The organism is Mesorhizobium sp. M0998, from assembly GCF_040318885.1.
GTDB lineage: Bacteria > Pseudomonadota > Alphaproteobacteria > Rhizobiales > Rhizobiaceae > Mesorhizobium.
The window spans coordinates 106218-125976 of record NZ_JAMYND010000008.1 but is presented as its reverse complement, the minus strand read 5'-3'; the positions used below and the strand labels follow the sequence as shown (position 1 = coordinate 125976).

Below are 19759 nucleotides of genomic sequence, written 5' to 3'. Positions count from 1 at the left end.
CTGTCTTCCTTGTCGTCCTTCGATCGCCGTCTATCTGGACCACCGACCGCCGCACCGCAAGGCCGAAGCCAGGCAAACTTCTCCTCCTCGACAGGCATGTGATAGGTGTCGGGGCGGGAAAGACGATTCCAGTGTGGTGCGACGCCGATCGCACGGGAGGAAAGCATCATGTCCGACAGCGCCTTGCCGCTGGTGATCAGCGCACCCGAACCGCGCACGCTCGACCTGATCTTCACGCCGGCTGCGCTGGCGAAATTTCGATCGAAATACCGCATCGTCGAAATATCGCCCGAAGCGGTGGCGGCGCTGCCGGCCGATATCCTTGGCGAGGCGCGCTACATCGTCGGCCAGCCACCTATCACGCCGGAGACGCTGGAAAAAATGAAGGCGCTGCGCTGCATCTTCAATGTCGAGAGCAACCTCATCAACAACATGCCCTACGAGACGCTGTTTTCGCGCGGCATCCATGTCGTCACCACCGGGCTGGTGTTTGCCGAACCGGTGGCCGAGCTCGGCCTTGCCATGGCGCTCAACCTCGCCCGCGGCATCGTCGACGCCGACCTCGCCTTTCGTCAGGGCAAGGAGCTGTGGGGCGGCGACGGCAACCGGGCGGCGCGGCTTCTTTCCGGCGCGGATGTCGGCATTATCGGCTTCGGCGATCTTGGCCGTGCGCTCAACCGGCTGCTGTCAGGCTTTCGCACGCGGACAAAAGTCTTCGACCCGTGGCTGCCGCCGTCGATCCTGATCGAAAACGGCGTCGAGCCCGCCTCTCTCGACGACGTTCTGTCGAACAGCGATTTCGTCTTCGTCGTCGCTTCGGTGACTAGCGAAAACCAGGGCTTCCTCGGCGCCGAGGCGTTTGCCAGGATGCGCAAGGGAGCCGCTTTCATCCTGCTCAGCCGAGCCGGCGTGGTCGATTTCCCGGCACTGATTGACGTCGTCCGCAGCGGCCATATCGTCGCCGCCAGCGATGTTTTTCCTGAGGAGCCGCTTGCCCAGGATCACCCGGTCCGCACATTGCCGGGGTTCCTGCGCTCCGCCCACCGGGCGGGTGCGCTCGACATCGCTTTCAAGCGGATGGGCGACATGGTGCTGGAAGACATGGACCTGGTCGACCGCGGCCTGCCGCCGATGCGTTCGAAGCGGGCCGAGCGTGAGACCGTTTCGCGAATGCGTTCGAAGCCGGTCGACAAGAATTAGGCCGTCTGCCCGACGGGTCGCACATGCTCAGATGGTGAAGGACCAAAACAGGCAGGCCAGTGTCGCTGCGGCGAAGACGACGAAGAACAGGCTTCGCAACAGGATGTTCCGGCGCAGCTCGTTGATGAAGAGATGGCATCCGACGACGGCTGCGACAAACAGGAACCGCCAGTTCAGCAGTGCCGGGAGCACATCGCGCTGACCGAAAGCAAATCTCGCGGCGAGACATCCAACGATGACCGCAAACAACAAGATGACCGTCCAGAAGATCGCATCGGCGGCATGTGTCAGGACGATGCCAGCGAGCCTGATCGGCAGAACCATCATCAGCAGTGCGCTGAAAAAATACATCGCCGCGAGCGGAATGAACGTCCCCGCATCGGCGATGTCGCTCAAGCGCTTGGCGCCGATCGCGCCATAGGGATAGCCATGCCTGGCCACCATCAGGCAGAGCGCCATCAGCAAGGCCGCCAGCGCGGCGGCAAGCGCGAATGAGGTCAGGGCTTTGCTCATGAGGCTCCCGTTCCGAGCGAATCGAAGTCAGAACGTTGGTAGCCCGTGGTTTGTAAATTGCTAGTAAGCATCATGCGGCGGCACGGCAGAGTTTCTCGGCGCATTCACTCCGCAGCTTGCAGACGCCGCCCGTCGATAATGGTCTTGATCTCGGCGCGGCAAGAGCCGCAATTGGTGCCGGCGTGAAGGACGGCGCCGATTGCCGCGACGCTGGTACAGCCGCCGCGTACCGCTTCCGCGATCTGGTTGGCACCAACCCCGAAACAGGCGCAGACGATGGCACCGCGGTCGACGCTGTTGCCGCCCGGCCGCCCGGCGACAATCGCCAGCCGCGCCTGCCGATTGGCATGGTCAGCGCCAAGTTGTTCGACTGCCCAGCCGCGCGACACCGCCACCGGGGTTGGCGCAAGATAGAGCGCGCCGACCAGCCTATTGCCTGCGAAACGGGCGAAGCGATGGTGCCCGCTGGCGATGTCGTGATAGGCGAGCGTCTCCCCTTCCATGCCTAACAGGGAGGCGGCAAACCCGGTCCAGTCGCGGCTGTCCTGCAGCGCAATTTCAAGCCGCCAGCCGGCGGGGCCGCGGGCGAGGCTCCAGTAATCGGCGTCGATCGATGCGGGCCGTTCGGCAAGCACGGCGAAGCCGAAGGCTGTGGCGGCGAACCGCTCGATGCGGGCGGCAACATTCTTCGAGGCCGGTTGGCCTGAAATCGCATCGGTCGTCGGCGCGACCAGTGCATCGACGCGCGCGCGGCCCGAGAACTGATCGGTCCAGTGCATCGGAACGAATACAGAGCCTTGGCGTTGGCGCACCGTCACCAGGGCGCGGACCAGCACCTCGCCATGGGCAGTCGAGACGCGGACGATCTCGGCATCGCCGATGCCGAAGTGCTGCGCATCCGACGGGTGGATTTCGACGAACGGTTCGGCCATGTGCTGCGACAAGCGCGGGCTCTTGCCGGTCCGCGTCATGGTGTGCCAATGGTCGCGCACGCGCCCGGTGTTGAGCACCAGCGGGAAGTCCGGGCTGGTGCGGGTTTGTGCGGCTGGGCGGATGGCAATGAAGCGTGCCTTGCCGTCGGGTGTGTAGAAATTGCCGTTGGCGAAGAAGCGGGTGCTTTTGTCCTCCAGCTGGCGCCGCGCGCGCCCCTCTGGCCTGCCGGCCACCTCCCCCTCAAGGGGGGAGATTGACAGTTTTGCCGGCACCGCCTTTTCAGCAATGGCAACGATTGGCGAAACCGGTGGCGACATCCAATCTCCCCCCTTGAGAGGGAGATGGCCGCCAGGCCAGAGGGGGGTGCCCTGGCTCGGCGCTGGCCATTGGAATGGCGCCAACTCCTCATACGTCCCTGCATCGATCCCGGCGTAGGCGCCGATGTCGAAATCGCGTGCCCCGTCATTCTCGAATGTCGACAACGCGGCATGCTCGGCGAAGATGTCGGCCGGCGACACATGCGAAAAAGCCTCGCCGAAGCCCATCCGCTTGGCGACTTCAGCGATGATCCACCAATCTGGCCTTGCCTCACCAGGCGTGGCCAAAAAGGCTCGCTGGCGCGAGATGCGGCGCTCCGAATTGGTGACGGTGCCATCCTTTTCGCCCCATGCGGTGGCCGTCAGCCGGACATGGGCGTGGCGGACCGTGTCGGTCTTGGCCAGCACGTCCGAGACCACGACAAAAGGGCAGGCCTTGATCGCCGCCTCGACGGCATCGGCGTCCGGCATCGAATCGACGGGGTTGGTGGCCATGATCCACAGCGCCTTGATGCGTCCGTCGGCCACCGCTTGGAACATCTCGACCGCTTTCAGGCCGGGTTTTTCGGCGACGGTTGGGGCATTCCAGAAGCGCTGCACGCGTTCGCGGTGCTCGGGGTTTTCGATCTCCATGTGGGCGGCCAGCATGTTGGCCATGCCGCCGACCTCACGGCCGCCCATGGCGTTGGGCTGGCCGGTCACCGAGAACGGCCCGGCGCCGGGCTTGCCTATGCGGCCGGTGGCCAGATGGCAGTTGATGATGGCGTTGACCTTGTCGGTGCCCGCAGACGACTGGTTCACGCCTTGGCTGTAGACGGTCACCGTCTTCGCCGTCGCGGCAAACAGGCTGTAGAAGCGGGCCAGTTCGTCCTCACTGAGACCCGTGGCAGCCGCGATGCCGGCAAGATCGAGCGCCGAGGCGGCGAAAAGCGCTTGCCCGAAGCCGGTCGTGTGCGACGTGATATAGGTGCGGTCCAGCGCGTTGTGCTGGCCGAGATAGGCGAGCAGCCCGGTGAACAAAGCGACGTCGCCATCAGGCGCGATCGCCAGATGCATGTCGGCGATGTCTGAGGTCATGGTGCGGCGAGGGTCGATCAGCACCACCTTCATCTCGGGCCGCTTTTCCCGGGCGGCGGCTATGCGCTGGTAGAGTACCGGATGGCACCAGGCGAGATTGGAGCCGACCAGCACGATCAGGTCGGCAAGTTCCAGATCCTCGTAATTTCCCGGAACGGTGTCCGAGCCAAAGGCGCGGCGGTGGCCGGCGACCGACGAGGCCATGCACAGGCGCGAATTGGTGTCGATATTGGCCGAGCCGATAAAGCCTTTCATCAGCTTGTTGGCGACGTAATAGTCCTCGGTCAGCAACTGGCCGGAAACATAAAAGGCGACCGAACCAGGGCCGTGTTCGGCAATGGTTTGCGAGAAGGTCGAAGCGACAAGGTCGAGCGCTTCGTCCCAGTCGGTGCGGCGACCGTAGATCTCCGGGTATAGCAACCTGCCGTCGAGATCGATGGTCTCAGCCAGCGCCGAGCCTTTGGAGCAGAGCCGGCCGAAATTCGCCGGGTGGTCCGGGTCGCCGCGAACGGTTATTTCACCGTCCGCGGCGACCTTCGCCAGCACGCCGCAACCCACCCCGCAATAGGGGCAGGTGGTCCTCACCTCGCGCGCTTCATCAATCTGCATGGTTCACGCCGCGCGGCTGGCCAGCGCTTCCAGCGCAATGAACAGCCGCTCGCCGTCGATCCGCACCGCAATGGTGCGCACCGCGCCCTCGTCCGCGCCGAGCGCCTTGCCTGTCTCCAGCGAGATCACCCAATTGTGCAAGGGACAGGTCACCGCCGTGCCATGGACGATGCCCTGGCTGAGCGGCCCACCTTTGTGCGGGCAATGGTCGTCGATGGCAAAGACCTGATCGTCGGCCGTGCGAAAGACGGCGATCGTTCCTTCCGGCGTGGCGACGCAGCGCGCGCCGCGACGCGGAATGTCCGAGAGCGTGCCGATCGATACCCAATTCATCTGGCCATTCCTCTTTTGCGCGTGTTCTTGTCCGAAAACCGCATTCCACTTTTCGGGAACACGCGCCTACTCCGCCGCCTGGGCAAAGCCGACCGAAGCCATCGGCCGGAATTCATGCTTGTCCTTGCCGGAAGCACGTTCCGACCATGGGTCGACCTGGGCGAATTTCTGCGAAAAGACGAAGCGGTCGAAATAGGCTTTGCGCTTCTCGCCATCGTCCATGATCTGACGCTTGATCTCAGCTATGCCGACGCGCTTGGCCCATTTGTAGATACGCTCAAGATAGCGACCCTGCTCGCGATACATCTGCGTCAACGCCACGATATGCTCCAGCGCCTCGTCCTCGGTCTTGACCAGGCCGAGCACTTCGGTGCCCTTGATGTCGAGACCGGCGGCGCCGGCGAAATGGATCTCATAGCCGCTATCGACGCAGATCACGCCGACATCCTTGCAGGTCGCCTCGGCACAGTTTCGCGGACAGCCCGACACCGCCATCTTGACCTTGGCCGGGGTCCACGAGCCCCACATGAATTTTTCGATACGGATGCCCAAGCCGGTCGAATCCTGCGTGCCGAAGCGGCACCAGTCCGAGCCGACACAGGTCTTCACCGTGCGCAGTCCTTTGGCATAGGCGTGGCCCGAGACGAAGCCGGCCTGACCGAGATCGGCCCATACCGCCGGCAGGTCTTCCTTGCGGATGCCGAGCATGTCAATGCGCTGGCCGCCGGTGACCTTGACCATCGGGATCTCGAACTTGTCGACGACGTCGGCGATGGCGCGCAATTCGGCGGCGTTGGTGACGCCGCCCCACATGCGCGGCACTACCGAATAGGTGCCGTCCTTTTGGATGTTGGCGTGGACGCGCTCGTTGATGAAGCGCGACTGGTAATCGTCGGCGTATTCGTCGGGCCAGTCGCAGACGAGATAATAGTTGAGCGCCGGCCGGCATTTGGCGCAGCCGCAGGAGGTCTTCCACTCCAGTTCCTGCATGACGGCGGGAATGGTCTTCAGGCCCTTGGCCTTGATCAGCCGGCGGACCTCGTCATGGCCAAGCGCGGTGCAGCTGCACATCGGCTGGACCGCCGCGGGGTTGTATTTGTCGCCGATGGTCAGCACCATCAGCTTTTCGACCAGCCCGGTGCAGGAGCCGCAGGAGGCCGACGCCTTGGTGTGGGCGCGCACATCGTCGAGCGAGGTCAAGCCCCTGGCCGTGATCGCGCCGGTGATCTTTCCCTTGCATACGCCGTTGCAACCGCAGATTTCCGCATCATCCGGCAAGGCTGCAACGGCCGCCATAGGGTCCAGGGGGGCGCCTCCCTGGTAGGACTGGCCGAAGATGAGCGTATCGCGCATCTCGGATATGTCGGTCTGCTTCTTCTTGAGGTCGTTGAACCAGGCGCCGTCCGCCGTCTCGCCATAGAGCACAGTGCCGATGATGCGGTCGTCCTTGAGTACGAGGCGCTTGTAGACGCCGGCCGCGGCATCGCGCAGCACGATCTCCTGACGGTCATCGCCCTCGGCGAAGTCGCCGAGAGAGAACAGCTCGATGCCGGTGACCTTGAGCTTAGTCGGCGTGTCCATGTGGACGAAAGCCGCCGCCTCATTGCCGGCCAGATGGCTGGCGGCGACGCGCGCCATCTCGTAGAGCGGCGCGACCAGCCCGTAGACCTGGCCGTTGACCTCGGCGCATTCGCCGATTGCGTAGATATCGGGATCGTTGCTGCGCATGCCGGCGTCGACGACGATGCCGCGATTGACCGCAATGCCGGCTTCCTTCGCCAGCGCCGCATTCGGCCTGATGCCCACCGCCATGACGACGAGCGTTGCGGGAATGACTGTGCCGTCGGCAAGCTCCACCCGCTCGACCTTGCCGTTGCCGGTGATCGCCTGGGTGTTGGCTTTGGTGATGACCTTGATGCCGCGCTGCTCGACGGCGCGCTGCAGGAGATATCCGGCGGCCGGATCGAGCTGACGCTCCATCAGCGTCGGCATGACGTGCAGCACGGTGACGTCCATGCCCTGCGCGTTCAGACCCGCAGCCGCTTCCAGGCCGAGCAGGCCGCCGCCGATGACGACAGCCTTGGCCCGCGACTGGGCGGCAAGCATCATCGCCCGGACGTCGTCGAGATCGCGATAGGTGAGCACGCCCGGCAGGTCATGGCCTGGCACCGGAATGATAAACGGCACCGAGCCGGTGGCGATGACGAGCTTGTCGTAGGGCTCGGTCACGCCATGATCGGAGGTGACGGTCTTTGCCTGCCGGTCGATGGCGACGATCTTGTGGCCCTTGTAGAGGGTGATGCCGTGCTTGATGTACCAACCGTCGCCATGGATGATGATCTCCTCATAGGCCTTTTCTCCCGACAGAACCGGCGACAGCATGATGCGGTCGTAGTTCACGCGCGGCTCGGCGTTGAAGATGGTGACCTGGTAGCGCCCAGGCGCCTTTTCCAGGAGATGCTCCAGCATGCGCCCGGGGGCCATGCCGTTGCCGATGATGACGAGTTTCTCGGTCATGTCCTGATCCACTCCGCTCTCACTCAGCCGCGTAGGAAAGGCCTGAAGCTTCGTCAGACGCCGTGCGCTCCATCCGCCGGATGGAAAAATGCATCCAGGCAAAACAGGTGGCGACAATGACGAAGAGCAGCATGAAGCAGCTCGACCAGACGCCGGTGAGGTCGTTGAGCACGCCGAAGGCGATTGGCAGGATAAAGCCGCCGAGCCCGCCAATCATGCCGACAACGCCGCCGACCGCGCCGACACTCTGCGGATAGTAAGCCGGGATGTGCTTGTAGACGGCGGCCTTGCCAAGGCTCATGAAGAAGCCGAGCACACAGGCAACGGCTATGAAGGCAAGCGGGCCGATCTCGAAATGGAAGGCGATCGGCCCGCTGATACCGCGCACGACGTAGTCTGCCGAGGGGAGAGACAGAACGAGAGTCGCGACGGCACTGACAGCGAAGGTGCAGTAGAGCACGGTGCGGGCGCCGATCCGGTCGGAAAGCACGCCGCCATAGGCGCGGAAAATACTTGCCGGAATTGAATAGGCCGCGCCAATCATGCCGGCGGTCGCAAGCCCGAAGCCGTAGACGCCGATCAGGTAGCGGGGCAGCCACAGCGAGAGCGCCACGAATGCACCGAAGGCGAAGAAATAATAGAAGGCGAAGCGCCAGACCTGCAGGTTCTTGAGCGGCGCGAATTCCTGCAAGAAGCTTCTCTTGGGCGCTGCCTTGCCGGCGCGGCGCTCGCGGATGACCGGATCGTCGCCAGTCGTGAACCAGAAGACGGCGGCCATGACGACTAGTGCTGCCGCCCAGATCAGCGCGACCGACTGCCAGCCCCAGGAAAGAAGCACGAACGGTGCCAGGAACTTGGTGACCGCGGCGCCGACATTGCCGACACCGAAAATGCCAAGCGCCGTACCCTGCTTGCCGGCCGGGAAGAAGCGCGAGACATAGGCGACACCGACGGCGAAGGAACCGCCGGCGAGCCCAACGCCTAATGCGGCGACCAGCATCTGCCCGTAGGTGTGCGCAAAAGCGAGCAGAAAGGTCGCGACCGCCGCCGCAAGCATGGTCGCGGTGTATACCAGCCGTCCGCCAAAACGGTCGGTCCAGACACCGAGCACCATACGCACGAGCGAGCCGGTGAGGATCGGCGTGCCGACGAGCAGGCCGAACTCCGTCTCGTTCAGCCCCAACTCCTGCTTTATGCGCACGCCGATGATTGAAAAGATCGTCCACACCGCGAAGCAGACGGTGAAGGCGATGGTGGACATGGCAAGCGCCTGCCGGGGAGCGCTGTCCTGGCTGGGCGCGGCTGGGAGATTTGCGGTCATTTTCTGGCTCCGGTTTGCGGCGTGGGAGGCACCGCCCTTGTCTGTTCGTTCGCGACTGTCAGCGGCGCAGCATCGGCGAACTGGTTGAAACCGACCTTTGCGCGGTCACTTCAAGACCCTTGCCGTCAGTCTTGGCGCCGGCGGGAAAGAGGAGGAGCGCGGCGGTGAACAGCGCCGCCGTCAGCGCGCTGGCGGCCAGAAAATCGCGGCGCGTGAAGTCCGCGAGGGACGCGCCAGTTCCGATCCGTTTCGTCATCGTCGTCTCCGGTTGGCGCCGCTTGGGACCAGCGTGTCGATTGCGTCAAAACAAAAAAGCCGCCGGCCAGGTCTTCGCGTCCGGGATTTCGGGAGCGCGTGTGGACCTGAGCGGCAGCTTTGCCTGTGGCGCCCGCCATTGGACGCCGTGTCACTTGGCCCTTGCGGACCCTACATTTTGGAAAGCAGGAAGCGTGCCAATTCGACAGCGCTCTTAATTATAGAATGAAATCAATATGAACCGCAGCCGCGCGACTTTTGACCAAGCTCGGCAGCGGATCAAAGATTAGTCAAAATGCCTTGCACAGCAGCATAATATTTGTGCAATGCGGTAGATTGCCCATTGCCGATGCAGATTTGCCGATGATGATGACGAGTTTCCAATTATGGCCTTACTCCGCGGCTTCGACGAAGCGGTGGCGTTCGTAGAGGAATTTCAGCACCGCCTCGCGGCAGCGCAGGAAGGTGCGGTCGGAGGAAAGCTCAATGCGCCGACGCGGCCGGGCCAGCGGCACGGGAAGAACCTCGCCGATGGTGGCCGCCGGCCCGTTGGTCATCATGACGATGCGGTCGGACAGCAGCACCGCCTCGTCGACATCGTGAGTGATCATGATCGTCGTCGAGCCGAGCCTCGAATGGATATCCATCACCGCGTCCTGAAGATGCGCGCGGGTCAGCGCGTCGAGCGCGCCGAAGGGCTCGTCGAGCAGCAGGATCTTCGGCTCCATGGCCAGCGCCCGGGCGATGCCGACGCGCTGCTTCATGCCGCCCGAAATCTCGGCCGGACGTTTGTCCTTGGCATGCGCCATCTGCACGAGATCGAGATTGCGCATGATCCATTCATGCCGCTCGGCCCGGCTCTTTTTGCCGCCGAAGACCTTTGATACCGCGAGGTTGATGTTTTCGTAGACGGTGAGCCAAGGCAGCAGGCTGTGGTTCTGGAACACCACGGCGCGTTCCGGGCCGGGGCTGTCGACCTCCTTGTCTTCGAGCAGGACGGCGCCGGCCGAGACCTTGGTCAGGCCGGCGATCAGGTTGAGCAAGGTCGACTTGCCGCAGCCGGAATGGCCGATGATCGAGACGAATTCGCCCTTGTCGATAGTCAGCCGGATGTCCTTCAGCACGTCGCTGACCTGGCTGCCGCGGGCGAAGGATTTGTTGATGTGGTCGAGTTTCAGATAGGCCGTCATCGTCCCTCTCCTCACTTTGCCGTTGTGCCGCGGGTGACGAAGACGCCGACCGCCGCGACCAGGCGGTCGAGGCAAAAGCCGGTGATGCCGATATAGGCGAGCGCGACAATGATGTCGGGCAGGCGCGACGAGTTCCACGCGTCCCAGATGAAGAAGCCGATGCCGACGCCGCCGGTCAGCATTTCGGCGGCGACGATGGCGAGCCAGGACAGGCCGATGCCGATCCGCAAGCCGGTGAAGATGTAGGGCGCGGCCGCCGGCACCATGATCTTCACAAAGAACTCGAACTGGTTGAGCCGGAGGATACGGGCGACGTTGCGGTAGTCCTCGGGGATGTTGCGGACACCGACCGCGGTGTTGATGATGATGGGCCAGATCGAGGTGATGAAGATGACGAAGATCGCCGACGGGCTGGAATCGCGGAACGCCGCCAGCGACAGCGGCAGCCACGCGAGCGGCGGCACCGTGCGCAGGATCTGGAAGACCGGATCGAGACCGCGCATCGCCCAGATCGACTGGCCGACCAGCGCGCCGAGCGCGACGCCGACGATTGCTGCCAGGCCGAAGCCCATGGCGACGCGCTGCAGCGACATCAGCACCCGCCAGGCGAGTCCGATGTCCTGCGGGCCATTGTCGAAGAACGGGTGGGCGATCAGGTCATAGGCCTCGTTCCACACCTGGCTCGGCGGTGGCAGGCTGGCCGTGGGCGACGAACAGGCGACCTGCCAGACGACGAGCATAATGGTGATGACGATGACCGGCGGCACCAGCGTGCTGGCCAGCTTGGCGGCGACCGCGGCCGGGTCGAAGCGGCGCCGCGCCCTGGCGGTCAAGGCGATGACCTCGGCGGGCTTGGCCGGTGCGGGGAACGGCTTCACCTTGCGGTCCTCGATGGCTTGGATAGACATTCTCGAAAAACTCCTTGGCGGCAGGTGCAAGGCAGGCGGCGCTGCCACCGCCTGCCGCGCATCCCCTGTCAGGCTCAGGCCGACACCTTGATTTTCAGGCTGTCGAGATAGGCCGACGGGTTCTCCGGATCGAATATCTTGCCGTCGAAGAAGGTTTCAGTGCCTCGCGACGTAGACGCCGGAATATCGGCCGCGGCGACACCAAGATCCTTGGCCGCCTCGCGCCACAGATCCTCACGGTTTACTTGGCCGACCAGTGCTTTGATGTCGGTGGTCGGCGCGAACTTGCCCCAGCGGATATTTTCGGCGAGGAACCAGCTGTCGTGGCTCTTGAAGGGATAGGACACGCCGCCCTTCCAGAACTTCATATAGAGGTCGGTGCCGTTGGCGACGCGGCCATTGCCGTAGTTGATGTCGCCCTTGAGGCGGCCGATGATGTCGGCAGTCGGCACGTTCATCCACTGCCGCTTGCCGATGATGGCGGCCATCTCGTCCTTGTTTTCTTTTGCCTCGCACCATTGCTGGGCTTCCATGACGGCCATCAGGATCGCCTTGGTGGCGTTCGGGTACTTGTCGATAAAGGCGGCGCGCAGGCCGAGCGCCTTTTCCGGATGGCCCTTCCACAGTTCGCCGGTGGTGGCGGCGGTGAAGCCGACGCTCTGGTGGACGAGTTGCTCGTTCCACGGCTCGCCGACACAGAACACGTCCATGTTGCCGACCTTCATGTTGGCGACCATCTGCGGCGGCGGCACGACGATGGTCGAGACGTCCTTGTCGGGATCGATGCCGCCGGCAGCCAGCCAGTAGCGCAGCCAAAGATCGTGCGTGCCGCCCGGGAAGGTCATGGCGGCCTTCACCTCCTTGCCTGCGGCCTTTTTCGCAGCGAAGGCGTCCTTCAGCTTGGAGGCGTCGAGGCCGACGCCGGTGCCGGCATATTCCTGGGCGACGGAAATGCCCTGGCAGTCGTAGTTGAGCCGCGCCACGATCGCCATCGGCAGTGGCTGCTTGTTTTGCGTCACCTTGCCGGTGTGCATCAGATAAGGCATCGGCGTCAGGATATGGGCGCCGTCAATGCCGTTGGCTTCGCCGCCGAGCACCAGATTATCGCGCGTCGCCCCCCAGGAGGCCTGCTTGAGCACCTCGACATCGGGCATGCCGAATTTCTCGAACAGGCCTTTCTCCTTGGCGATCATCAACGGTGCTGCATCAGTCAATGCGATGAAGCCGAGCTTGGCGCCGGTGACTTCCGGCGCGGCGGGCGCCGCATAGGCGCCGGAGGGCAGCAGCGCACGCGCCGCGGCCAGCGTTGCCGCGGTGGCCGCGCTGATCCTCAGGAAATCCCGGCGGCTGATCGCCGTTTGGGCGGAATGGCTATTGGTGCTTTTCGTCATCGTCATCTCCGGTTGGGCGCGGCTTGGGATCGGCGCCGTCGATTGCGTGTTCGACCAAAACAAAAAAAGCCGCCGGCCAGGCCGCGCGCGTCCGTCCATCCGGGATCGCGTGTTGACCTGAGCGGCAGCTTTGCCTGTAGCGCCCGCCATTGGACGCCTATTCCGTGACCCGAGAAGAGTCTGCCTATTACAAAGCAGGAACCGTGCCAGTTTCGGAATGGGTGACAAACATCAATGAGATCAACGGCATGCCACAATCTTCGGCGCGCCGGGCCGCTGGGCGAGCAAGCCAAGGATTGTTCATTAGCGCAGTTGCACGCACATTTTTTGTGCAGCGCACAAGAATGCCGGAGAAATGATCAGGCCTCAGCGCGCGCCAATTTCTGGCCGGCAATGTAGGCGTCGATCTCGTCGGGATCGAATATCTGGCCATCGAAGAAGCCATCGGGACCGAGCACCAGGCTTGCCCCCGCCGAACCGACCGGAGTCGCGGCCTTCAGCGCGCCCTCGACCTTGGCATTGGCACCGGGAAGCGCCACGCCAAGCGGCTTCAACGCCGAGCGGTAGAGATCGGGGCGGTAGCAGTCGCGGGCAATAGCGAGGTTTTCCGGCGTGTGCGCGACATGCCCCCAGCGCACCATCTGCGTGTAGAACCACAGCGCATGGCTCTTCCACGGGAAGTTCGCCGCCTTGTTGAAGGGCAGAAAGAAGTCGCCGACGGAGAGTTCGGCGCCGCCGCCGAGCGCCAGATGCCCGCTGAGAATCGGCATCTGCAGCGCCGGCGCAAGCCCGAGGAAGGCCGGCTGCGCCATCAGGGCCGCGAGTTCGTCACGGTTTGCCGGATCCTGGCACCAGCGCGCCGCGTGATGAAGCGCACGCAGCAGAGCTGAAAGCGCGTCCGGCTCTCTTTCCGCCCATGCCTTGCGCACGCCAACGACTTTCTCCGGGCTGGTCTTCCAGATGGCCGCCTTGACCGTGGCGATGCGGCCGGTGCCGGCGACGACCGCGGCACTGTTCCAGGGTTCGCCGACGCAGTAGCCGTCGATCCTGCCGGCGGCGAGCGCGTCGGCCATGAAGGGGGGCGGCACGATGACGATCTCGATTTCACGCGACGGGTCGATGCCGCAGGCGGCGAGCCAGTAGCGCAATTCGTAATTGTGCCCGGAATGCGGATGGACGACGGCGAAGCGCAGCGGATCGCCGCCGCCATTCGCCCGTTCGCGAATCAGCGCTCGCAATGCCTTGCCGGCCCGCGCCGGATCGAGATCGGGTTGGGCGCCGTGCGCGGCCATGCCGGCCCAGACCGCGTTCGAAACCGTCACGCAATTGCCGCCGAGGCCGAGCGAGAACGGCACGACGGTATCGGAGGCGAGCGGCGTCAGCCCAAGATTGCAGGCGATCGGCATCGGCCCCAGCATGTGCGCCAGATCGAAGTGGCCGATGGCGATGCGGTCGCGGATGTTGGCCCAGGACGTTTCCCGGTTGAGGGTGAGGTCGATGCCTTCGCGCAAAGCAAAGCCGATTTCCTTCGCCGCGACAAGGATGGCGCTGTCGAAGAGCGGCATGAAGCCAGCATTGATCCGGTGCTCGGCCGCCATTCTCAACTCTCCTCGGGATCCAGAAGCCCTGCCGCCGTCACCAGGCTCTGCGCGATTTCGGCGATCTTGCGGTTCTGGTTCATGGCTGTCTTGCGCAGCAGCGTGTAGGCCGCGTCCTCCGACAGGCCGCGCGATTTCATCAGGATGCCCTTGGCGCGATCGATCACCTTGCGGCTCTCCAACTCGCTGCGGGCTTCTTCCAGTTCGCGCGCCATGCGCGAGAAGGCGTTGAAGCGGCTGATCGCCATGTCGAGGATCGGCTTGACCCGCTCCTGGCGCAGGCCGTCGACGACATAGGCCGATACCCCCGCTTCCACCGCAGCTTCGATCGAAGCCTGATCCGAGCGGTCGACGAACATGGCGATCGGCCGCTTCACCACGCGCGAAAGCTGGAACATGTTTTCGAGCATGTCGCGGTTGGGATTTTCGAGATCGATGACGATCACGTCGGGTTCGATCTCGGCGATCCGCCGCGCGATGCCGGCGACGTCGTGGATGACCGTGACCTGCTGATGCCCGGCCTCCCGCAATCCCGCTTCGATTATCGAAGCGCGGATGTGGTTTTCATCGATCACCAGAACAGTGAGGGATTTGCGGATCATGCCGCATTTTGCGCAGGCGAGACGATTGTGCAATGCGGCATGGCGAGATTCACGGAAACAAAGCCGGCGTCCAGGCGCCGCCTGAGGAATTGGACGACGGCCGGCGCGACGAAGTTGACGCCGCGGGCGCCGGCACCCGCCTGATCGGCTGCCTGCAGGTCTGTCGGCGCACGGTGATCGCGTCGGGCGGAAGCAGACATCGCAAGCGAGGACTCCGGAGGTCGCGGTTGCGCCCTCAAGCCCCGCCTGGTCGACCAGATAGAAGATCGCATTGGCCTCTCCGCCCGGCATCGTCTCGCTGAACTGGATGCGGCTGTCAGGCTGGATCAGACCGAGCAGGGTCTCCGCGGCACCTCGACGCCGAGGTTGCGCAGATCGTAGCCGTTGCCGCGCCGCGCCGATTTTCTGGAGTGATAACCGCGCTCGCGCGGCGAATTCGTAACCCTACTCGGCGGCCGTCTCCGATGGCGCCTCTGCCGGCCCCGAAGGTTCGGCCTCGGCACGGGGCTTGCGCCGTGAAAACAGCGACCTGAGCGTGACGTAGAACACCGGCGTCAGGAACAGGCCGACGAAGGTGACGCCGAGCATGCCGGAGAATACCGCGGTGCCGAGCGACTGGCGCATTTCTGCGCCCGGTCCCGTTGCGATCATCAGCGGCACGACGCCGAGGATGAACGAGAAGGCGGTCATCAGGATCGGCCGCAGCCTGAGCCGGCAGGCTTCGACGGCAGCCTCGGCGGCCGACAGCCCGCGTTCCTGCGCCTGCCGCGCGAATTCGACGATCAGGATCGCGTTCTTCGCGGCAAGCCCGATCAGCACGATGAGGCCGATCTGCACGAGGATGTTGTTGTCCAGCCCTCGGAAAGACACGCCGAGCAACGCCGCGAGCACGCCGAGCGGCACCACCAGCACAATGGCGAACGGCAGCACCCAGCTTTCATATTGCGCCGCCAGCGCCAGGAACACGAACAGCACCGACAGTCCGAAAATATAGACAGCGGCATTGCCGGTGTTGCGCTCCTGATAGGCGAGCTCGGTCCATTCATAGGAGGTACCGGCCGGCAGCGTCTTTGCCGTGATCCCTTCCATCAATGCCAGCGCGTCGCCCGTGGAAACGCCGGGCGCGGCGTTGCCCTGCAGCGGCACTGAGACGTACATGTTGTAGCGCTGGACCAGCGCCGGGCCGGTGACGTCGCGGATCTCGATCAACGTGCCGAGCGGAACCAGCGCGCCGGTCGCCGAGCGCACCTTCAGTTTCAAGATGTCGGCGCGATCGAGGCGGAACGCCTGGTCGGCCTGCGCCCGCACCTGGTAGACGCGCCCGAACGCGTTGAAGTCGTTGACGTAGGCGGTGCCCAAATTGATCGACAGCGTCTCGAAGATGTTGGGGATCGGCACGTTCAGGATGCGCGCCTTGTCGCGATCGATCTCCAGGAAGAATTGCGGGCTCGACGCGGAGAAGGTGGTGAACACGCCCGTCAGCCCCGGCGTCTTGTTGGCCTTGCCGGCGATTTCGTAGGCAAGCGCCAGGATCTGCCGCATGTCGGCGCTGTTGCGCTCCTGGATCTGCAGCTTGAAGCCGCCGGCATTGCCGACGCCGCGGATCGGCGGCGGTGGCAGTGCGATAATGAAGGCTTCCTTGATGCTTTGCAGGCTGCCGAACAGATTGCCGATGACCTGGGTCGCCGACTGGCCGGCTTTCAGTCGCTCGTCAAACGGCTTGAACCTGGCGAAGATCACGCCCGCGTTGCTGGCGTTGGTGAAGGTCGCGCCGGAGAAGCCGGCGAAGGCGACAGCGTAATCGACGCCTGGCGTTTTCTGGATGATCTGCGACGCCTGCTGGATGACCGAATCGGTCCTCGACAGCGAAGCGCCGTCCGGCAACTGGACGACGACGATCGCATAGCCCTGGTCAAGCGACGGAATGAAACCGCGCGGCACCGCCTGCACCATGTAGACCGTGGCGTAGATGAGGGCCGCGAAAACGGCCAGCATGGCGGCCATCGTTATCCACGAGCCGACCAGCACGCGGATAATGCTCGAATACCAATGGGCGACCCTGTCGAAGCCGCGATTGAAGCCGTCGGCGAGCGCCCGTCCGAACCGCGCCAGGAAAAAGCGCGGCGGCGCCGCCGCGGCGTGATGCGGCTTGAACAGCAGTGCGGCCAGCGCCGGCGAAAGCGTCAGCGAATTGAATGCCGAGATCGCCGTCGACACCGCGATGGTGATAGCAAACTGCAGATAGAACTGCCCAGAAATGCCGGGGATGAAGGCTGTCGGCACGAACACGGCTATCAACACCAGCGAGATCGCGATGACGGCCGTTCCGACTTCGTCCATGGTCAGGTGCGACGCCGGACTGGGCGCCAGCCCTCTGGCGATATTGCGCTCGACGTTTTCGACCACGACGATCGCATCGTCGACGACGATGCCGATCGCCAGAACGAGGCCGAACAGCGTCAGCATGTTGAGCGAGAAGCCGGCGGCGTAAAGTACCGCCAGCGTGCCGATCAGCGACACGGGAATCGCCACGATCGGCACGATCGCCATGCGCCACGATTGCAGGAAGACGATGATGACGATGATGACCAGCAGCATCGCCTCGAGGATCGTCTTGTAGACCTCCTGGATCGACTCGGCGACGAACTCGGTCGGATTGTAGACGATGTCGTAGCTCAACCCCTTCGGGAAGTCGCGGGAAAGCTCCTTCATCTTGTCCTGGATCTCCGCGGCTGCGGCGAGCGCATTGGTGCCCGGCCGCTGGAAGATGGCGAGCGCCACCGCCGGTTTGCCGTTGAGATAGGAGTTGGTGACGTAATCCTTGGCGCCGAGCTCGATGCGCGCCACGTCCTGGAGCGAGATCAGGCGGCCGTCGTCGGTCGATTTGACGATCACGTATCGGAAGTCGCGTGCGTCGTTGAAGCGGCCTTGCGTTGTGACCGTGTACTGGAACGCCGTGCCGGTGCTGGTCGGCGGCGCGCCGATCGAGCCGCCCGACACCTGGACATTCTGGTCGCGCAGCGCCTGCACCACATCGCCCGAGGTCATCCCCAGGGCGGACAGTTTTTCCGGATCGAGCCAGATGCGCAGCGAATATTCGCGTTCGCCGAAGATGATGAGGTCGCCGACGCCGTCTAGTCTGAGCAGTATGTCGCGCACCCGCGAGCGGGCGTAGTTCGAGACGTAGAGTTGGTCGTAGGTATTGTCGGGCGACAGCATGTGCACGACCATCATCAGGTCGGGCGAGGTCTTGGTGGTGGTGATGCCGAGGCGGCGGACTTCTTCGGGCAGGCGCGGCTCGGCGACCGACACGCGGTTCTGCACCAGCACCTGCGCCTGGTCGAGATCGGTGCCCAGCTTGAAGGTGATGGTCAGCGCCATCGCCCCGTCGCCCGACGAATAGGACGACATGTAGAGCATGCCCTCGACGCCGTTGATCTCCTGCTCGATCGGCGTTGCCACCGTCGCTGCGACCGTCTCGGCGTCTGCGCCCGGATACTGGGCGCGAACGACGATGGTCGGCGGCGCGATCTCGGGATATTGCGCGACCGGCAGCTGGGTATAAGCAATCCCGCCGAGGATCAGCAGGACGATCGAAACGACCGATGCGAAGATCGGACGGTCGACGAAGAAATGTGCGAACCTCATTGCTGCAACTCGGCGGTCTCGGCCCTGGGCGGCAACGTCACCATCTCGACCTTGACCTTGGTGCCGGGCCTGGCGTGCATCAGCCCGTTGACGATGATCGTCTCATCGCCGGTCAGGCCCTGGCGGATCACCCGGTAGCCGTCGAGAAGCGGGCCGGTGCGCACGGGCTTCGCCGACACCATCCCGGCCTCATCCACCAGGAACACGATGCGGCGATCCTGATCGGCGCCGATCGCCTCGTCGGGCACCAGCACGCCGCTATGCGGCAGCGACCCCGGCACGTTGATGCGTCCGAACATGCCTGGCTGGAGAATGCCGTCGGCGTTGGGAAACCTTGCACGCACCCGCATGGTGCCGGTCGCGTTGTCGATCCGGTTCTCGGCAAAATCGAGCTTGCCTTTGAATACTGCCTCCGCGCGGTCGGCGACGCGAACCACCACCTCGAGCCCGCCGGCGCCTTCCTGCATGCTGCCGCCGCGCTCCTTCGCGTCGCGGGCGTAGCTGAAATACAGGCGCTCATCGACGTCGAAATAGAAGTCGATCGGATCGCGCGTAACGATGGTCGTCAGCAAGGTGGAATCCGGCTGCACGAGGTTGCCGACCGACACCAGCCGGCGGTCGATGCGGCCGGACAAGGGTGCCTTGATCTCGGTGAATTCCATGTTCAGTCTGGCCGTCGTCAGCGCAGCCGTCGCGCCCTGCATCTGCGCCTGCGCCGAAAGGTATTCCCGCCGGCGGTCGTCGACCGTCGCGGTTGAGATATTGCCGGTCTTGGCGAGTTCGTCGGCGCGATCCAGCTGCATCTTGGAGAATTCGAGCAGACTCTTGGCGACGTCCACTTGCGACTTGGCGGCATCATAAGCCGCCTGGTACGGACGCTGATCGATGGTGAAGAGCAGGTCGCCCTTGTTGACCAGTGCGCCGTCCTGGAAGCTGACCTTGTCCAGATAGCCGCTGACGCGCGAACGGATGGCGACCTGGTCGAGGGCTTCGAAGCGCCCGACGAACTCGTCGTCTTCGACGATTTCACGGACCACCGGCTTGGCCGCCGTCACCACGGGTAACTGTTGGTCCTGCGCAAACGCAGTGCTGCTGAAAGCCATGCCGAGCAGGAATGCCGCCAACACGGCGGCGCGGGTAAGCCAGCCGGCCGATCGACAGGGTCGCCCGCCCGCGTCGCGATGCAATTGCCCATTCTCTTGGGTGTCCATTTGCGTCCTCGCTCGCTGGACCCGGAGGTCGGTTGATCCGCTTCTACGCTCAGGCTTTTCGTCGAAATCAGAGCACTACAGTGTGTGCATGGCAACATGATCATTTTCGATGTGGGCTGAAATGTCCACCCTGTGG

Annotated in this window: 15 protein-coding genes; 1 reads left to right on the top strand and 14 read right to left on the bottom strand. The window is 64.0% G+C overall.

Annotated features, from left to right (window positions below):
• The first annotated feature begins 168 nt into the window (after positions 1 to 168).
• Positions 169 to 1200 carry a hydroxyacid dehydrogenase gene (locus NKH59_RS10290; protein ID WP_353021701.1) on the top strand — a complete coding sequence of 344 codons (1032 nt, stop codon included), beginning with the start codon at positions 169 to 171 and terminating at the stop codon, positions 1198 to 1200.
• 27 nt (positions 1201 to 1227) lie between these two features.
• Here the strand turns inward: NKH59_RS10290 and NKH59_RS10285 are convergent, their stop codons facing one another.
• The 14 genes from NKH59_RS10285 to NKH59_RS10220 all read right to left on the bottom strand — a co-directional run bounded on the left by NKH59_RS10285 (position 1228) and on the right by NKH59_RS10220 (position 19515).
• Positions 1228 to 1713 carry a hypothetical protein gene (locus tag NKH59_RS10285; protein WP_352454703.1) on the bottom strand — a complete coding sequence of 162 codons (486 nt, stop codon included), beginning with the start codon at positions 1711 to 1713 and terminating at the stop codon, positions 1228 to 1230.
• Between the two features lie 104 nt (positions 1714 to 1817).
• Entirely contained in the window at positions 1818 to 4649 is a 2832-nt protein-coding gene (locus tag NKH59_RS10280; RefSeq protein ID WP_353021699.1) for a nitrate reductase, read from the bottom strand.
• Positions 4650 to 4652: 3 nt separating this feature from the next.
• Positions 4653 to 4982, bottom strand: a complete 330-nt coding sequence (nirD, locus tag NKH59_RS10275; protein WP_353021696.1) for a nitrite reductase small subunit NirD — start codon at positions 4980 to 4982, stop codon at positions 4653 to 4655.
• 66 nt (positions 4983 to 5048) lie between these two features.
• Positions 5049 to 7499, bottom strand: coding sequence for a nitrite reductase large subunit NirB (gene nirB / locus NKH59_RS10270; protein ID WP_023676296.1), 2451 nt, complete (start codon positions 7497 to 7499; stop codon positions 5049 to 5051).
• A 19-nt stretch (positions 7500 to 7518) separates the two neighbouring features.
• Positions 7519 to 8820 carry an MFS transporter gene (locus NKH59_RS10265; protein ID WP_352448438.1) on the bottom strand — a complete coding sequence of 434 codons (1302 nt, stop codon included), beginning with the start codon at positions 8818 to 8820 and terminating at the stop codon, positions 7519 to 7521.
• A 58-nt stretch (positions 8821 to 8878) separates the two neighbouring features.
• Positions 8879 to 9076 carry a twin-arginine translocation signal domain-containing protein gene (locus tag NKH59_RS10260; RefSeq protein WP_352469909.1) on the bottom strand — a complete coding sequence of 66 codons (198 nt, stop codon included), beginning with the start codon at positions 9074 to 9076 and terminating at the stop codon, positions 8879 to 8881.
• A gap of 391 nt (positions 9077 to 9467) precedes the next feature.
• Complete coding sequence (locus NKH59_RS10255; RefSeq protein ID WP_352681456.1) at positions 9468 to 10265, bottom strand: ABC transporter ATP-binding protein; 798 nt, start codon at positions 10263 to 10265, stop codon at positions 9468 to 9470.
• A gap of 11 nt (positions 10266 to 10276) precedes the next feature.
• On the bottom strand, positions 10277 to 11173 hold the full coding sequence (gene ntrB, locus NKH59_RS10250) for a nitrate ABC transporter permease (protein WP_352681457.1): 897 nt from the start codon (positions 11171 to 11173) through the stop codon (positions 10277 to 10279).
• Positions 11174 to 11247: 74 nt separating this feature from the next.
• Positions 11248 to 12564 (bottom strand): CmpA/NrtA family ABC transporter substrate-binding protein, encoded by a 1317-nt coding sequence (locus NKH59_RS10245; protein WP_352681459.1) that lies wholly within the window; start codon positions 12562 to 12564, stop codon positions 11248 to 11250.
• Positions 12565 to 12923: 359 nt separating this feature from the next.
• Positions 12924 to 14162 (bottom strand): CmpA/NrtA family ABC transporter substrate-binding protein, encoded by a 1239-nt coding sequence (locus NKH59_RS10240; RefSeq protein WP_353021694.1) that lies wholly within the window; start codon positions 14160 to 14162, stop codon positions 12924 to 12926.
• Between the two features lie 2 nt (positions 14163 to 14164).
• Entirely contained in the window at positions 14165 to 14764 is a 600-nt protein-coding gene (locus NKH59_RS10235) for an ANTAR domain-containing response regulator (protein WP_023676288.1), read from the bottom strand.
• Positions 14761 to 14964 (bottom strand): hypothetical protein, encoded by a 204-nt coding sequence (locus NKH59_RS10230; RefSeq protein WP_352469903.1) that lies wholly within the window; start codon positions 14962 to 14964, stop codon positions 14761 to 14763. The genes NKH59_RS10235 and NKH59_RS10230 overlap by 4 nt, the downstream gene beginning before the upstream one ends.
• Before the next feature lie 244 nt (positions 14965 to 15208).
• Positions 15209 to 18412: an efflux RND transporter permease subunit gene (locus tag NKH59_RS10225; RefSeq protein ID WP_352469902.1), complete on the bottom strand. Its 3204-nt coding sequence runs from the start codon at positions 18410 to 18412 to the stop codon at positions 15209 to 15211.
• Positions 18409 to 19515, bottom strand: a complete 1107-nt coding sequence (locus tag NKH59_RS10220) for an efflux RND transporter periplasmic adaptor subunit (RefSeq protein ID WP_352470181.1) — start codon at positions 19513 to 19515, stop codon at positions 18409 to 18411. Before NKH59_RS10220 ends, NKH59_RS10225 begins: the two co-directional genes overlap by 4 nt.
• Positions 19516 to 19759: the final 244 nt, after the last annotated feature.

What these genes read in the sequence shown, in the direction of transcription:
- NKH59_RS10220 (WP_352470181.1), bottom strand. Translation starts at nt 19,515, where the DNA reads ATGGCTTTCAGCAGCACTGCGTTTGCGCAGGACCAACAGTTACCCGTG.
- NKH59_RS10260 (WP_352469909.1), bottom strand. Translation starts at nt 9,076, where the DNA reads ATGACGAAACGGATCGGAACTGGCGCGTCCCTCGCGGACTTCACGCGC.
- NKH59_RS10230 (WP_352469903.1), bottom strand. Translation starts at nt 14,964, where the DNA reads ATGTCTGCTTCCGCCCGACGCGATCACCGTGCGCCGACAGACCTGCAG.
- NKH59_RS10240 (WP_353021694.1), bottom strand. Translation starts at nt 14,162, where the DNA reads ATGGCGGCCGAGCACCGGATCAATGCTGGCTTCATGCCGCTCTTCGAC.
- NKH59_RS10235 (WP_023676288.1), bottom strand. Translation starts at nt 14,764, where the DNA reads ATGATCCGCAAATCCCTCACTGTTCTGGTGATCGATGAAAACCACATC.
- nirD (WP_353021696.1), bottom strand. Translation starts at nt 4,982, where the DNA reads ATGAATTGGGTATCGATCGGCACGCTCTCGGACATTCCGCGTCGCGGC.
- NKH59_RS10225 (WP_352469902.1), bottom strand. Translation starts at nt 18,412, where the DNA reads ATGAGGTTCGCACATTTCTTCGTCGACCGTCCGATCTTCGCATCGGTC.
- NKH59_RS10265 (WP_352448438.1), bottom strand. Translation starts at nt 8,820, where the DNA reads ATGACCGCAAATCTCCCAGCCGCGCCCAGCCAGGACAGCGCTCCCCGG.
- NKH59_RS10280 (WP_353021699.1), bottom strand. Translation starts at nt 4,649, where the DNA reads ATGCAGATTGATGAAGCGCGCGAGGTGAGGACCACCTGCCCCTATTGC.
- ntrB (WP_352681457.1), bottom strand. Translation starts at nt 11,173, where the DNA reads ATGTCTATCCAAGCCATCGAGGACCGCAAGGTGAAGCCGTTCCCCGCA.
- NKH59_RS10255 (WP_352681456.1), bottom strand. Translation starts at nt 10,265, where the DNA reads ATGACGGCCTATCTGAAACTCGACCACATCAACAAATCCTTCGCCCGC.
- NKH59_RS10245 (WP_352681459.1), bottom strand. Translation starts at nt 12,564, where the DNA reads ATGACGAAAAGCACCAATAGCCATTCCGCCCAAACGGCGATCAGCCGC.
- NKH59_RS10285 (WP_352454703.1), bottom strand. Translation starts at nt 1,713, where the DNA reads ATGAGCAAAGCCCTGACCTCATTCGCGCTTGCCGCCGCGCTGGCGGCC.
- nirB (WP_023676296.1), bottom strand. Translation starts at nt 7,499, where the DNA reads ATGACCGAGAAACTCGTCATCATCGGCAACGGCATGGCCCCCGGGCGC.
- NKH59_RS10290 (WP_353021701.1), top strand. Translation starts at nt 169, where the DNA reads ATGTCCGACAGCGCCTTGCCGCTGGTGATCAGCGCACCCGAACCGCGC.